The sequence below is a fragment of the Gemmata algarum genome (genome assembly GCF_034097035.1).
GTDB classification, from domain to species: Bacteria; Planctomycetota; Planctomycetia; order Gemmatales; family Gemmataceae; genus Gemmata; species Gemmata algarum.
Genome location: NZ_JAXBLV010000166.1, coordinates 1 through 14,419, shown reverse-complemented (window position 1 = coordinate 14,419; position 14,419 = coordinate 1). Strand labels below are relative to the sequence as shown.

Here is a 14,419-nt window from a genome sequence, read left to right as displayed (position 1 = left end):
CAGCGGCACAACGAACGCACCGGAGAACGACATGGCCACCGAGCCCGCCGACGCCCCGCGCCTCCGCGAAGGGGCCGCCACCGCCGAGGCGGACGAACTCGCCCGCATTTCGGACGCCACGCTGGCCGGCGCGAGCGCGCAGGTCCGGGCGCTGGACGCTGCCGCCGCCGCCGCGAACGGAACGGCGGCGTCCCTCAAGGAGACCGCGGAGCAGGCCGGCGCTGTGGCCGGCGCGATGGAGGAGTTCGCCTCCTCGATCAACGAGATGGCGGCGTCCGCCGAGCAACTGAACGCCACCACCGCCGAGTTCAACGTCGGGCTCAACGAGACCGCCGCCGCCACCGAGGAGGCGGCCGCGTCCGTCCGCGCGGTGACCGGCAAGGCGCAGGAAATGGGGGCCGCCGCAGCCGCCGTGCGCGGCGCGATGGCCGAGGTGGCGGCCTCGGTGAAGGGTGTGAGCGGCGACACGGCGGCTCTGGCCGCCTCGGTGGAGCAGGGCGCGACCGCGGTCGAACAGCTCGGTCGCTCGATCCGGCAGGTGGCGGGGAGCGCCGACGAGATGACCGCCGCGGCGGAGACGGCGGCCTCCGCGATCAACCAGATGGCCGCGTCGACCGAGCAGATGGCCGCGACCGCGGAGAGCCTCAGCGCCGAGGTCGAGGGCGTCGCCACCGGGATCGAGCAGGCCGCGCGGTCCGCCACCGGGGTGGCCCAGAGCGCCGAAAAAATCACCGACGTGGCCGCCGGCGCGGCCGCCAGCGCGACCCAGCTCGACCGGTCCATTCGCGCCGTCGCCGACCTCGCCAAGGAGGCCAACGCGGTGACGGCCCGCATCGCCCGCGAGGCCGAGGAGGGCGGGGCGGCGGTGCAGAAGTCGATCGCCGGGCTGGGCCGGGTCCGCGACTCCATGACCCAGTCGGCCGGGGCGATCAAGGAGATGGGCAAGCGGGCCGGGGAGATCGGCGGGATCGTATCGACCATCAACACCATCGCCGAGCGGACCAACCTGCTCTCGCTCAACGCGTCGATCGAGGCCGCCCGCGCGGGCGAGGCCGGGCGCGGGTTCGCGGTCGTCGCGGAGGAGATCCGCAACCTCGCCAACCGGGCCGCCCAGGCTACCGCCGACATCGCCGTGATCGTCCGGGGGCTGCAAGAGGCGGTCCAGGAAGCGGTCGCCACGTCCAACGAGGGCGCGAAAGTTGCCTACGAGAGCGGGCAGCTCGCCGAGGACGGCATCGCCGGGCTGAAGAAGATCCTCACGGGTGTTCAGGGGACCACGCAAATCGTCGCCCAGATCGCCCGGGCTTCGGAGGAGCAGTTTCAGGCGAGTAACCAGGTGGTGAGCGCGATCGGCACCACGGCGGCGCAGGCGCGACAGGTGGCGGCGGCGTCCGCCGAGCAGACCCAGGCACTACAGGGGACCGTTCTGTCGACCGGCCAGATGCGCAAGATCTCGCGCCAGGTCGCTCAGGCGATGGGCGAGCAGGGCCGGAGCACGCGGGACATTATCAAAGCCGCTCAAGCGACCCGGCTCCTCGCACAGCAGGTCCGCCACGCCACCAACGAGCAGGCGGCCGGGGCCGCCCAGCTCACGCAGTCGCTGGTGTCCATGCGGAAGGTGGCGGCGAGTACGGCCCGGGCCGTCGCCGAGCAGGCGGCGGCGGCCGATCAGGTCGCGGCGGAAACGGACCGGCTCGTCGCGCTGATCGCCGATGTGACCCGGGCCACCGCCGAGCAGGCGGCGGCGGCCGATCAGGTGGCGAAGGCGCTCGGCGGGATGCGCCGCCAGTCCGGGCAGATGGGCCAAGCGCTCGGCGAGCAGACCCGGGCCACCAAGGACATGACGGACACGGCCGAGCACGTGTCCCGGCAGATGGCGCTCATTACCCGGGCCAACCGCGAGCACTCCGCGGCTTGCGAGTCGGTCCTCGGTACGCTGGCCGCCGCCCGCGAAGGGACCGAGCGAACGCTCCAGGGCGCGAAGGACTCGCAGCGCCTGGCCGAGGGGTTGCGCGAGCGGGTGGCGGCGCTCGGCGCGACCGCTAGTAAGCCCCGTCGCCCAACCCCTAAGCCCCGCCCGCCAAAGGGTAACAAGCCGTAGGGATGGGGCGGGCCGGTGGGTGGCGCTGGACGGACCGGGTGCCGTCACCCGTTATGACACCGCACCCGGTTGGTCTATGTTCTCTAGCCGGCCGCCGTGAGGCCGGTGCGACATCATCCGTGTCGCCGCGAAGAGACGCCAGAAGCGCTTGGCTGGTGGGTCCCACCGCGGCCGGCTACAGCAGAACGTTACTCTTCGATTGGTCGCTTCGTAGGAACGTGTTCGATGGAGATGAAAACGTCGAAGCGCGGGCGATCGGCGGTCCCCCGGGCGGGCGCGGGCCGCCGGCCGGGAGGGGCACACGGGCACCCGGCCGGGTGGCGAATATGACACCGGCCGGGGAGCAGCCCGAACTGCCGCTCGGGACGTTCGTCATCTTGCGCGACCTGATCCGCGACCGCATCGGCGTGTCGTTCGAGGACGAGAAGCGCGACCTGTTGGGCGGCAAACTCGCCGACCGCGTCCGGGAACTGAAGCTGGACTCGTTCCTGGATTACTACTACCTACTCAAGTACGGCCCGGGGGCGGACGCGGAGTGGCCGCACCTGACCGACGCGCTGTCCGTTCAGGAAACGTACTTCTGGCGCGAGTACGAGCAGGTGCGTGCTCTCGTTGACGTGCTCGTGCCCCAACACGTGGCGGCCCGGCGCGGCCCGGTCCGGGTGTGGTCAGCCGCGTGCGCCACGGGCGAGGAGCCGCTCAGCATCGCGATCGCGCTCAACGAGGCCGGCTGGTTCGATCGGGCCGACGTCGAGGTGTGGGCCAGCGACGCCAGCCCCGCGGCGCTCGCGAAGGCCCGCCGCGGCGTGTACCGCGAGCGCTCGTTCCGGGTCCTCCCGCCGCACCTGCGCGAGAAGTACTTTGCTCCCGCCGAGGGCGGCACGAAGGTGGACCCGGGGCTGCACGCGCGGGTCCAGTTCCAACCGGCGAACCTGCTGAACGCGGACGACACGCGCGCCCTCGCGACCGCCCCGTTCATCTTTTGCCGGAACGTGTTCATCTACTTTTCCGCCGCGACCGTTGCGCGGGTCGTGCGCGGGTTCGCCGAGCGGGCGCCGGCGCCGGCGTACCTGTTCACCGGCGCGTCGGAGTCCCTGCTGCGGGTGGCGAGCGCGTTCCAGTTGGAAGAGATCGATAAGGCGTTCGTGTACGTCAAGCGCTGACCGCCCCGGGGGAGCCGTGAACGACGTCGTGCGTGTCCTGATCGTGGACGACTCCGCCTTCGTCCGCAAGTCCGTCCGCCAGATGCTGGCCCGGAGCCCGTTCCTCGAAGTGGTCGGGGTCGCGCGGGACGGCGACGAGGCGCTCGAGCAGGTTGAGGCGCTGCGGCCGGACGTGGTCACGCTCGACCTCCACATGCCCCGGTCCGACGGGCTCGACTTTCTCAAACGGCAGATGGCGAGGCGGCCGGTCCCGGTCGTCGTCCTGAGCGCCGCGGGCGAGGGCGATGAACTGGCGGTGCGCGCCCTCGAGGCCGGGGCCGTCGAGGTGGTCCAGAAGCCGACCGCGCTGGCCACCGAGAAGGTGTTCGAGGTCGCCGACCGGCTGATCGCGACGGTGAAGGCCGTCGCCGCCGCGCGCCTGACGCCCGCGGCTCGTGGGCCGCTCCCCGGGGCGCCCCTTCCGGGCGCCGCGCCGAAGGCCAAGCGGGCCGACGTGCTGGTGATCGGGGTTTCGACGGGCGGGCCGCAGGCCCTCAAGCACCTCGTCCCCCGGTTCCCGGCCGACTTCCCGGTGCCGATTGCGATAGTCCTGCACATGCCGGTCGGCTACACTGAGCTTTTCGCCAGGAGCCTTGCAGCGGTCGCGCGCGTGGCCGTGTCCGAGGCGCGCGAGGGGGACCCGTTTCGCCCGGGCGCGGCGCTGGTCGCGCCCGCCGGGCACCACCTGACGTGCGCCCGCCAGCGGGACGGGACGGTGGCCGCCCGGCTGAGCCTGCACCCGCTCGACACGCCGCACCGGCCGGCGGTGGACGTGCTGTTCCGCTCGGCGGCCGAGGTGTACGGCGGGCGCGCGCTCGGGGTGGTGCTCACCGGCATGGGGTCGGACGGCACACAGGGGGCGGCGTGGATCAAGGCGCAGGGCGGCCGGGTGCTCACCGAGGCCGAGTCGTCGTGCGTGGTCTACGGGATGCCGCGGTCGGTGGCGGAGGGCGGGCTGAGCGACCGCGCGGTCCCGCTGGATCGGATGGCCGAGGCGATTCTGGAGGCCCTGTGATGGCGAAAATCCTGGTGGTGGACGACTCGGCCCTGTCGCGGCGGGTCTCGCGCCGCATCCTGGAGGGCGCGGGGCACAGCGTCGCGGACGTGCCGGACGGGCTGGCCGCGCTGGAGCGGTACGCGCTCGACAGGCCGGACCTCGTGCTGCTCGACGTGACGATGAGCGAGATGAACGGGCTGGAGGTGCTCCGGCAGCTCCGGGTGATGGACCCGGGGGCCGTGGTGGTGATGGCCACCGCCGACGTGCAGAGCTCCACCCGCGAGCTGGCCGACGCGGGCGGCGCGTCCGGGTTCGTGCCCAAGCCGCTCGCCGCCGACGCCGTCCTGCGGGCCGTCGCCGCCGCGCTCGGGCGCCAGGGGGCCGCCCAGTGAGGCTCACCGAGGGGCAAACGGACGCGGTCACCGAGGCGGTGAACATCGCGTTCTCGCGGACCGCGGCGGCGCTGTCGGAGATCACCGGCAACCGCGTCGAGCTGGCGGTGCCGGAGGTGTCCGCGCACCCGATCGCCGAGCTGCTCCCGGCCCTCCACCGGTTCGTCCAGGGGGAGGTCGCGACGGTCCACCAGATCTTCGGCGGGCCGGTGTCGGGGGACGCGTTCCTGCTGCTGGACATCGACGGGGCCTCCAAGCTGGTCGGGCTGCTGGCCGAGGCCGGGGCGCCCACCGGGCAGATGGGCGACTCCGCGCGCGAGGTGCTGGCCGAGATCGGCAACATCCTCCTGAACGCGTGCCTCGGGGTGTTCGGCGATTTGCTCCAGGTCCGATTTACATTCGCGGTGCCGCGGCTACACTTAGACTCACTCGGTTCAATGCTGGACACGCTGGTCATCGGCGCGGACGAGATCCGTCACGCGCTGCTCGTCGGCGCGCGGTTCACGGTCCGCGCCAGCGAGGTGACCGGGTGCATGGTGCTGGTGCTCGGCATCAACTCACTTGATCTGTTCGTTCGGGCGATCGAGGAGTGGGCCGAGCGGGCCGCCAGCGCGTGAGGACACCGGGGGCGCACGCGAACGAGTGAACAGATGGTGGTATCGGCCGATCTCGTTCGCGAGCTGGACGCCGTCGGGGACTGGGGCCTCCTCGCCACGGACGCCGGGCTCGTCATAACCGGTTGGAACCGGTGGCTGGAGCGGGCCAGCGGGTGGCCCGCCGCGGCGGTGCTGGGGCGCGGGCTGCTGGACCTGTTCCCGGACCTCGCGGCCCGCGGGCTCGAGCGGTACTACCGGCAGGCGCTGGCCGGGCAAACGGCGATCCTCTCGCAACAGTTCCACAAGTACGTGCTCCCCATCCCGACGCCCGTGCCCGGGGCGCCGCAATCGCTGATGCAGCAGTCGGTGCGGGTGCTCCCGCTCGTCACCGGGCGGCACGCCGGCGGCACGCTGACCCTCGTCGCGGACGTCACCGAGCGGGTGGTCCGCGACGCCGAGCTGCGCGCCCGCGGGCGCCAGCAGGCGTCCCTCGCGCAGTCCGCGCGGGCCGCGCTGGCGGGCCACGACATCGTGGAGCTGTGCGGCGACGCGGTCCGCCGGCTCGCCGAAACGGTGTGCGCCGAGCTGGCCGAGGTGCTCGAACTCCTCCCCGGCGGGGGCGACTGGGGGCGGCTCGCGGGGGCCGGCTGGGCCGAACCGTCCGCCCTGCTGCGCCCCGGGACCAGCCCCCGGATCGACGCCGCGCTGCGCTCCGAAGGGGCCGTCGCGCTCGGCGACCCCGGGGGCGGCGCCCCGCTGGACCCGGACCTGAAAGCCGGGGGCGCCGCGAGCGGGCTGGTCGTGCGCATCCCCGGCCGCGGCCCGCGCCCGTTCGGGCTGCTCGGCGCGTACACCCGCGCCCCGCGCCGGTTCACCCCCGACGAGATCCAGTACGCGCAATCGCTGGCCGACATCATCGGCAGCGCGGTCGAGCGGAAGCGCCTGGAAACCGAGCTGCGGCTGCGCGCCAAGGAGCTCGCGGACGCGGACCGGCGCAAGGACGAGTTCCTGGCGATGCTGGCCCACGAGCTGCGCAACCCGCTCGCCCCGGTGCGCAACGCCGTCTACGTCCTCCAGTCCACCAAGGCCGACGACCCCGACGTGGCGCGGCTGGCCGGCATCCTGGGCCGCCAGGTGGGGCAGATGGCCCACCTGGTGGACGACCTGCTCGACGTGTCGCGGCTGACGAGCGGGAAGGTGACCCTGCACCGGGAGCGGGTGGCGCTCGCGGACGCGATCGGCCGGGCGGTCGAAACGGCCCGCCCGCTGATCGAGTCCCGGCGGCACGAGCTGGTCGTCTCCGTCCCGCCGGACCCGATCCCGCTCGACGCCGACCCGACGCGGCTGACCCAGATCTTCGGCAACCTCTTGAACAACGCCGCGAAGTACACCGACCCCGGCGGGCGCATCGAGCTGAGCGCCGCCCGCGAGGCCGACCGGGCGGTGGTCCGGGTCCGCGACAACGGCATCGGGCTGAGCCCCGAGATGCTGCTGCGGGCGTTCGACCTGTTCACCCAGGAGCTGCGCACGCTGGACCGCGCCCAGGGCGGGCTCGGCATCGGCCTCACCCTGGTGCGCAACCTCGTCGAGCTGCACGGCGGGAGCGTCGAAGCGCATAGTGCCGGCCCCGGGCGCGGGAGCGAGTTCGTGGTCCGCCTGCCCGCCCTCGCGGCGGGCGCCGCGGGCGGGGACCCGGCCGGCCCGCCGGCGCCCGCCGCGCCCGCGACCCACCGGCTCCTGATCGTGGACGACAACGTCGATTCGGCCGAGAGCCTGGCCGAGCTCCTGTCGCTGAGCGGCCACACCGTGCGGACCGCCCACGACGGCCCGGCCGCGCTCCGCGACGCCGCGGCCCACCCCCCGGGGGTCGTGCTGCTCGACATCGGGCTCCCCCGCATGAGTGGTTACGAGGTCGCGACCCGGTTGCGCCAGGTCCCGGGCCTCCGGGACGTGACGCTCATCGCGATGACCGGCTACGGCCAGGACGACGACCGGCGCCGGTCGCAGGAGGCGGGCTTCGACCACCACCTCGTGAAGCCGGTCGATCTCAACGAGGTGACGGCCCTGCTCCTGTCCATTCCCGCCTCGCCCCACGCGCCCTGACCACCGTTCGGTTACCGGTGCCGGCCCGCGGCGGTACGACACAGGAACGCTTCGGCGACTGGAAGCACCCGCTCCGGCTCCCACGCCCGGGCGCGGTCCAGGGCCGCCGCCCGGTGCCCGGCGCGAAACGCCGGGTCGTCCCACAGCCGCTCGATCGCCGCCACCCACTCTCTCACCTCGTCCCCCGTCGGCACCGCGGCGAACCGCTCCGGGGCGGTGTACCGCTCGGGCACGTCGAACAGCAGCCCTGCCCCGCCCAGCGTCTCCGGCAGCGCCCCGCGCCGGGTCGCCAGCACCGGCAGCCCGTTCGCCAGCCCTTCGGCCGCCACCCGCCCGAACGTCTCCTCGCACAGCGACGGAACCAGCAGCGCCCGCGACCGGCCGTAGAACTCCGCGGGGCGCGGGGTGGAGTGCATCCCGCTCAGGTTGCGAGCCGCGGACAGGTCCAACCCGAGGTGGCTCAGGCCCCCGGCCCGGCCCCGGCCCTCGACCACCAGGAACGGTATCTCCGGGCGCCGCCGGGACAGTTCCGCCGCGATCCGCGCGACCCACGCCGCCCCTTTCGCCGGGATCGGGTTCACGAACGTCACGAACTCGCCGGTGCTGCTTTCGGAGACCGCGCGGGTGCGGTCCCAGGGCCACGGCACCGCCTCCGCTTCAACCCCGAGCCGCTCGCGGTACGCGTCCCGGGCGAACCCGGACGGCACCCACACGGCGTCGGCTTCGCGGAGCAACGCGGGGTCGCGGTAGTCCAGGTTGTGCAGGCAGAACAGCACCTTGGCCCCGCGCCGCCGGACCCGCGCGATCAGGTGCGGCCCGACCGGTTGCCCGCCGTAGGTGAGCACGAGGTCCGGGCGGAACTGCCGGCACGCGCGTGACACCACGTCCAGGAACGGCATCCCCTGGGCCTGGGTCGGCGGGCGCCGCGGGTCGAACCCGTCGGGCCGGTACTGGGTCACCGGCACCCCGTTCAGCACGAAGTGGAACAACTCGTACCGGCCCCCGCCGGGCGGCGCGCACCGCTCGCGCTGGTACGCCAGCCGGTGCCCGGCCAGCACCTGGGCCGGGTCGCGCCCGTCGCCGTGGTCCAGGGCCGGGCCGCACACCACCCGGCACGACCACCCCCGCGCGGCCAGCCCCTCGAACAGGTCGCGGGTGGCCAGCGCGGCCCCGCTCGCGTGGTCCAAGTAGGCGTGGTACGAGGCGAACAGCAGCACCGGTTTCGATTCGGTCGCGGGAGCGTGTTCGGGGCCGCGGGAGTCTTCGCACGGGTCGGTATCGGGAACAACTGGCATCGTGGGCATTTTTTCACCTTTTATTCCGCTTGTAACCACTCCGAACGACCCCAGCCGTCGTGTTCCTGCATCGGGCGATTCGGACACAAGGTTCGGCACGGAAAACGGTTGCGGCAATCCATCCGGGCCGTCCTGGGGTCCGATCCCACACGCTTCGGGGAGCCGCGATCGTGGAATCGGGCGCGATTCGTGGGTAGCGAACGCTCCAGCGGTTTGGCAGCGAATGGCCAGCGGGCCGGTAGCGGATGTCCCGTTGCTGCCCCTGTCCGTTACTCCCGGCGTCACGCGGTGCTCCTGTTCCGGTGGCAGGAATGCCGCAAACCATCTGCGGCGCCGCTTCTGTTGACGGGCCGCGACCGCCCGGGCACGCGGTCACGGCTCGTCAGGAAGGCGGACGTGCTACCGGGTCCGCGCGTCCGCCGATCCGCGCACGAGAACTCCCCCAATAGCCAGATGGCACGGAGCGACCTGCGGGCGCGTACCGCCGGCGCGGTCGCCGCCCCCGGATGAAACGAGCGACGATGATGTGCGCGGCGTTCGGTATGGCGGGCCGCGCCCGAGCACGTGCCCCGGCGCGGCCCGCCATACCGAACGGAACGAAGATCGCTGGAATGCGGGTTAAATGCCCGAACTGCCGGACCCGCCGGAGCCGCCCCACCACATGCCCGCGTCCAGGTCCAGGTACTGCTGGTTGGCCGACAGGCTGAACACGGCGCTGCGCCCGGTGGTGGTGTCGGCGTCGCTGTCGAGGGCGTCGTTACCGCCCTGGTCCTTGGGGCTGAACGTGTACCCGCCGGGCTTCACGAACTGCACCTGATACGAGCCGGCGGACAGGCCCGAGAACGCGTAGTGACCGGACCAGTCCGTGGTGGTCGTGGCCAGCAGGTTGTTGGACCCGTCGAACAGGTACACGGTGACGCCCGACACCCCGTACTCGCCCGCGTCCTGCACGCCGTCGTGGTCCTGATCTTCCCACACGTAGTCGCCGATGTACCCGCCCGAGCTGCCAGGGCCACCAGATCCGCCCGAGTTGCCCGGTCCGCCGGATCCGCCCGAATCGCCCGGGCCTCCCGAGCCGCCGGACCCGGGCGACCACCAGAACCCGGCGTCGATCCCAGTGAGCTGCTGATTGGCGCCGAGGGTGAACGTGCCGGTGCGGCCGGTCACCGGATCGGCGTCGCTGTCCCCGGCGTCGTTGGTGCCCTGGTCCTTGGGGCTGGCGGTGCGCCCGCCCGGGGTCACGAACTGGACCTCGTAGGTGCCGGCCGCGAGCCCGCCGAACGAGTAGTACCCGCCCCCGTCCGTGGTGGTCGTGGCCAGCACGTTGCCGAGCCCGTCCAGCAACTGCACGGTGGCCCCGTACAGCCCGTACTCGCCCGGGTCCTGGATGCCGTCGGTGTCCGCGTCCTCCCACACGAAGTCGCCGATGCTCCCGCCGGACCCGCCCGAGCCGCCCACCTCGGCCACGCTCACCGACACGGCGGCCGTATCCGTGCTGCCGTGCCCGTCGCTGATGGTGTAGGTGAACGTGTCGGACCCGAAGAACCCGGTGTTCGGGGTGTACGTCACCCCGGCCGACGTGAAGGTTACGGTCCCGTGCGCCCCTTGCGTCACCCCGGTCACCGACAGCGCGTCGCCGTCCGCGTCGGTGTCGTTCAGCAGCACCGGCACCGACACCGGCATGTTCTCGTACGTGCTCGCCGCGTCGTCGGTCGCCACCGGGTTGTCGTTCACCGCAGAAACGGTGACCGTGACCGTGGCGTAAGAGAAGCGGCCATGTCCGTCGTCGATGACATACGTGAACACGTCGGTGCCGTTGAAATCGGCGCCCGGCGTGTAGGTGATGGTGCCATCCGGGTTCACGGTCGTGGTGCCGTACAGCCCGTCGGACGCGCCGGCCACCGTGAGCGGGTCGCTGTCCGGGTCCGTGTCGTTGTCCAGCACGTCCACCACTACCGCGGCGCCCTCGCTGGTGGTCGCGGTGTCGTTGACCGCTTCGGGCGGGGCATCGGTGACGGTGATCTGAACGGCCACCGGCTCGCCCGGCCCGCCCGCGTCGGTGGGCCGGTACGTGAACGTGTCGGTGCCGGTGAATTCGTCGTCCGGGGTGTACAGGAACGAGCCGTCGCTGTTCAGCACGAGGGTGCCGTGGGATGGGCCGGTCACGAGGACCGCGGTGAGCGGGCCGTTGGGGGCGGTGTCGTTCGACAGCACCCCGGACACGGCCGGCACCCACAGTTCCGCGGGAGCGGAATAGCTGTCCGCAGTGCCGACCGGCGGTGCGCCGCTCACGGTAATGGTCACGAGCCCGGAATCGGTACCGCCGAACCCGTCGGTGACGGTGTAGGTGAACGAATCGGTGCCCGTGAAGCTGGTGTTCGGGGTGTAGACGAACGACCCGTCCGGGCTCAGCGCCACGGTCCCGTGCGCCGGGCCGCTGGCGAGGGCGGCCGTAAGCGGGTCGGCGTCGGCGTCGGTGTCGTTGAGCAGCACGGCCCCGGGCACGGTGGTGTTGATGTGCCCGGTGTAGGTGTCATCGACGGCGATCGGGGCCGCGTTGTAGTAGAACCCGGCGTCGATGTGGAGTTGGTCCTCGGCCACGCTGACGACGACGCGCCCGGAGAGCGGGTCCGGGTCGCTATCCAGGGCGTCGTCACCTCCCACGTCCGGGGCCGCGAACCGCTCCCCACCGGGCCGGTTGAACTCCACAACGTAGGTGCCGACGTCGAGGTTGTCGAACAGGTACTGACCGTTGACATCAGTAATGGTAGACGCAAGCAGTGTGGTGCCGGCTTCGTCGAACAGGCGCACCGTGCGGCCCGCGAGCACCGCCTCATCGCCCGGCTCGAACACACCCGCCACCGCCTCGTCGTCACGCCACACCCGACCGCCCAGTTTGCCTTTTACGGCGCCGATGGCCACGTTCGGTTTCAGCCAGTACTTGCTCGCGTCCTGCCCTTTGGACCAGTTCGGGTCATCGGCCACGCCGTCGAAGATGGTGAAGTCGCCGCCGTTCACACGGCTCGTGTACGTCAGGAACCCGATGACATCGTTCACCCCGAGCGCCGCGTGACTTTGAGCGAGCGTTGCGACCAGCACGCGCTCGCTACCGGCCGGCCCGGCCAGCGACACGTTGCCCCCTCCGCCGGCCCCGGGTACCACCTCGATCCGGTCGTACCCGCCAGGCAGGTTCGGCCCGTAGATATCGATCTCGAGCCCACCACGGTACATGTGGAAGTTGCCCTCCACACGGATCGTTCCGGCCTTACCGATGCGCAGTGAAAAGGGCCGTATTGCGGGCATTGCGCCGGAGTTTTCTGTTTCATCTGCCAGTGACAAGTTGCCCCGCACAATGCCGTCACCGCCGAGCGACCCGTCCAGGATCCGTAGGCCGTCTGTCGGAACCTCGACCGCGCTCCAAGAGAACAACAGGAACCGGCCACTCGAAGCGGTTTGCTTTGCCGTTCCGGCAATTTTAAGAGTACCATTTTCAACCACGGTTGCGCCCGCGGTGCGGTAATCGCCCCCGAGTGTCGCACGGGCCGCCGTGTCCACTGTAACGAGCCCATTGGCGTCGTTCACAACGGTGAACGAGCCCCCGCTGCCGAACGTGGCGTTCGCCGCGGTGATCTTGAAGCGGCCCGCGCCTTGGACCCGGACTTCCGAGGCCCCGACCGTTTGGACATCGCCACCGTTCCACCAGAGCGTGCCCTGGACCTTCAGCGTGCTGGTACTCAGGATGCGCCGGCCCGTGTTCCAGACTTCGAGCTGCGCGTTGGGCGCGATTGTGAGGCTGGCGGCGGCGATCGTGCCGCCCTGCCAACTGCCCTTGGCGCCGGTACCCAGCACCAGCGCCCCGTCCGCCAGGGTGCCCCCCCACTGGTCGAAGGTGGTCGTTACGGTCAGCGTGTGCGTCAGCGCGACGCGGGCCGTGGACGTGCCCCCCAGCTTCAGCCCCCCGATCGTCACCGCCTGGTTGACGAACGCCCGCCCACTGGACCCGTCCGGGAAAATCGCCACGTCGCCGGCGTCGTCCTCGCCCGGATACGTAGCCGCTGGCCGCCAGCCAAGAGAGTCGTTGTATACGCTCCAGTTGAGGCTACTCGTCCAGTTGTCATCCGTACTCGCGATCGACGGGTCCCAGCGGAATGTCGCTGCGGGAACGTGGCGACTCTCTAACTCCTCAAGCCAGAGCGCGCGGTGCAACCGGCGGCTTACCGGTGTGGGCGAATGGGCAAAACGCATGACTCCCCCGGACGAATGGTGAGGTGGTGTTAATTGTATTTGATTTGTAACTATTTAGTATCTGCAACCCTATCCATTTTGTATCGCGTCTTGTTTATTCCATACTCGGGGTTGTTAAATTCGCTCGTGAAGACGAGTCGAGTGTCGCTGATCTCGATAATCGCCCCCACGCCGTTCACACGATGGCCCTCTTCGGTCGTGACTTGAAGACGCAGTTTGGCGCCCTCGATTGAGTAGGTGCCACTTCGAGACCGCGTTCGGCCGGGCCGGTCATCCGCGAACGTATGGAACTGCCCGTCCTGCTCGAACGTGAACTGGTACACGCAACCCGTCGGCACCTTCCGGCCATCGAGCTCAATGGCCTCCCAGGTGCCGATGAGCAGTTCGGTGGTCGTCTTCTTCGTCCGCGGCGGCGGAGCCACGGGCAAGCCGTAACCGCTGAGCGCCTCCTCGCTCCCCGCTTCCGCGCTGTCGGACGGTGGGGCGTCGAGGGGCGCCGCGCACCCCGGCGCGAGCAGCGCCATCATGAGGGCCGCCGTCCGGGTGAGTCGTCGCGTGTTCATGTCCGTTCTCCGGGTCGCTCGCTTGGCGGGCGAGAGATGTCGGCCGTTCGATCAGGTGAGCACTGTTTCAACAAGGCTAAGCGGGCGGAAGTGGTCTGTCAAGCGGGAAGCTCCTGGCCCGTTCGCAAGCTCGCAAAACTGGCCGACAACATCGACTGGAGGCGAGGGCGACATGTGGCGTTCGCTTGTGAGTTCGCGGCGCGCGGCGCGCTGCGCCGGCCCCGCTCCGCATCGTGTGCCTCTGCTGCGCGACGACTCCGGACGTGGGCTCTCACGCCGAACGGTGTCGCTTCCCGTTTCTCCGGCGTGCGCGTTCGCGGGCACGGGGAGCACCGAGCTGATGGGCACAGGGGAGGGGCGCCCGGTATGTTCGCCCGAGGACGGCGCGATCGTGCGGCGAGCGGACGGCGGTTCGAACCCGCCGCGGTGTCGGTCTGCGTGACGAGGACGGTCGAGAGGGGACGGGAGGGGAAGAGGAAAGTACGCCCGGTGGGAGTCGAACCCACACGCTTCCGCTTAGAAGGCGGATTGCCAATTCTCCCAACGTGTTGAAAAGCAACGACATCGGCACATCGGACGACTTCCGGAGCAGCACCGGGAGCAGCAACCCCACTGATCCTGAACTCGCTCGGGTCGTCACGGCGTGGGCGACCTTGCCCGACCCGATCAAGCGGGCCATTCTCGCACTCGTCGGCACCACAACCGAAATCCCAACCTCGCCGCACTGACCACCCGTGAGCGGGGCAATGGTTGGTTCCGTAGTACACGCCGGGGGAGGGGGCGTCAAATGGGGTGGGAACTGCGACACGGCGGGCGCTGGTACTTGTACCGCAACCGCCGGGTGAACGGGGAGCCGGTTAAGGAGTACGTCGCCAGTCGTGACCCGTTCGGACTCGGTGACGCGTTGGCAGTTACGCTCGCCGAA

General features: G+C 71.1%; 10 protein-coding genes and 1 tRNA gene. 7 read left to right on the top strand and 4 right to left on the bottom strand.

The window, feature by feature from the left end; all coding sequences use genetic code 11:
* Nucleotides 1-31: 31 nt before the first annotated feature.
* From R5W23_RS12695 to R5W23_RS12670, 6 genes are all read left to right on the top strand, one after another.
* Nucleotides 32-2,101, top strand: coding sequence for a methyl-accepting chemotaxis protein (locus tag R5W23_RS12695; RefSeq protein ID WP_320686638.1), 2,070 nt, complete (start codon nt 32-34; stop codon nt 2,099-2,101).
* Between the two features lie 326 nt (nt 2,102-2,427).
* The gene (locus R5W23_RS12690) at nt 2,428-3,264 is read left to right on the top strand and encodes a CheR family methyltransferase (RefSeq protein ID WP_320686637.1); all 837 of its coding nucleotides are present in this window, start codon (nt 2,428-2,430) and stop codon (nt 3,262-3,264) included.
* A 16-nt stretch (nt 3,265-3,280) separates the two neighbouring features.
* Nucleotides 3,281-4,318 (top strand): chemotaxis-specific protein-glutamate methyltransferase CheB, encoded by a 1,038-nt coding sequence (gene cheB, locus R5W23_RS12685; RefSeq protein WP_320686636.1) that lies wholly within the window; start codon nt 3,281-3,283, stop codon nt 4,316-4,318.
* Entirely contained in the window at nt 4,318-4,692 is a 375-nt protein-coding gene (locus R5W23_RS12680) for a response regulator (RefSeq protein WP_261188260.1), read from the top strand. Before cheB ends, R5W23_RS12680 begins: the two co-directional genes overlap by 1 nt.
* Nucleotides 4,689-5,309: a chemotaxis protein CheC gene (locus R5W23_RS12675; RefSeq protein ID WP_261188259.1), complete on the top strand. Its 621-nt coding sequence runs from the start codon at nt 4,689-4,691 to the stop codon at nt 5,307-5,309. The genes R5W23_RS12680 and R5W23_RS12675 overlap by 4 nt, the downstream gene beginning before the upstream one ends.
* Nucleotides 5,310-5,342: 33 nt before the next feature.
* Nucleotides 5,343-7,391, top strand: coding sequence for a hybrid sensor histidine kinase/response regulator (locus R5W23_RS12670; RefSeq protein ID WP_320686635.1), 2,049 nt, complete (start codon nt 5,343-5,345; stop codon nt 7,389-7,391).
* Nucleotides 7,392-7,402: 11 nt separating this feature from the next.
* Here the strand turns inward: R5W23_RS12670 and R5W23_RS12665 are convergent, their stop codons facing one another.
* The 4 genes from R5W23_RS12665 to R5W23_RS12650 form a co-directional block, all read right to left on the bottom strand.
* Nucleotides 7,403-8,695: a glycosyltransferase gene (locus tag R5W23_RS12665; RefSeq protein WP_320686634.1), complete on the bottom strand. Its 1,293-nt coding sequence runs from the start codon at nt 8,693-8,695 to the stop codon at nt 7,403-7,405.
* 609 nt (nt 8,696-9,304) lie between these two features.
* Nucleotides 9,305-12,706 (bottom strand): SdrD B-like domain-containing protein, encoded by a 3,402-nt coding sequence (locus R5W23_RS12660; protein WP_320686633.1) that lies wholly within the window; start codon nt 12,704-12,706, stop codon nt 9,305-9,307.
* 275 nt (nt 12,707-12,981) lie between these two features.
* On the bottom strand, nt 12,982-13,494 hold the full coding sequence (locus R5W23_RS12655; protein WP_261185976.1) for a lipocalin family protein: 513 nt from the start codon (nt 13,492-13,494) through the stop codon (nt 12,982-12,984).
* 481 nt (nt 13,495-13,975) lie between these two features.
* A tRNA-Ser gene (locus R5W23_RS12650) sits at nt 13,976-14,041 on the bottom strand.
* On the opposite strand from R5W23_RS12650, the gene R5W23_RS12645 reads away from it, so the two are divergent.
* Nucleotides 14,040-14,222, top strand: coding sequence for a hypothetical protein (locus R5W23_RS12645; RefSeq protein WP_320686632.1), 183 nt, complete (start codon nt 14,040-14,042; stop codon nt 14,220-14,222). The two genes, R5W23_RS12650 and R5W23_RS12645, sit on opposite strands and share 2 nt — an antisense overlap.
* Nucleotides 14,223-14,419: the final 197 nt, after the last annotated feature.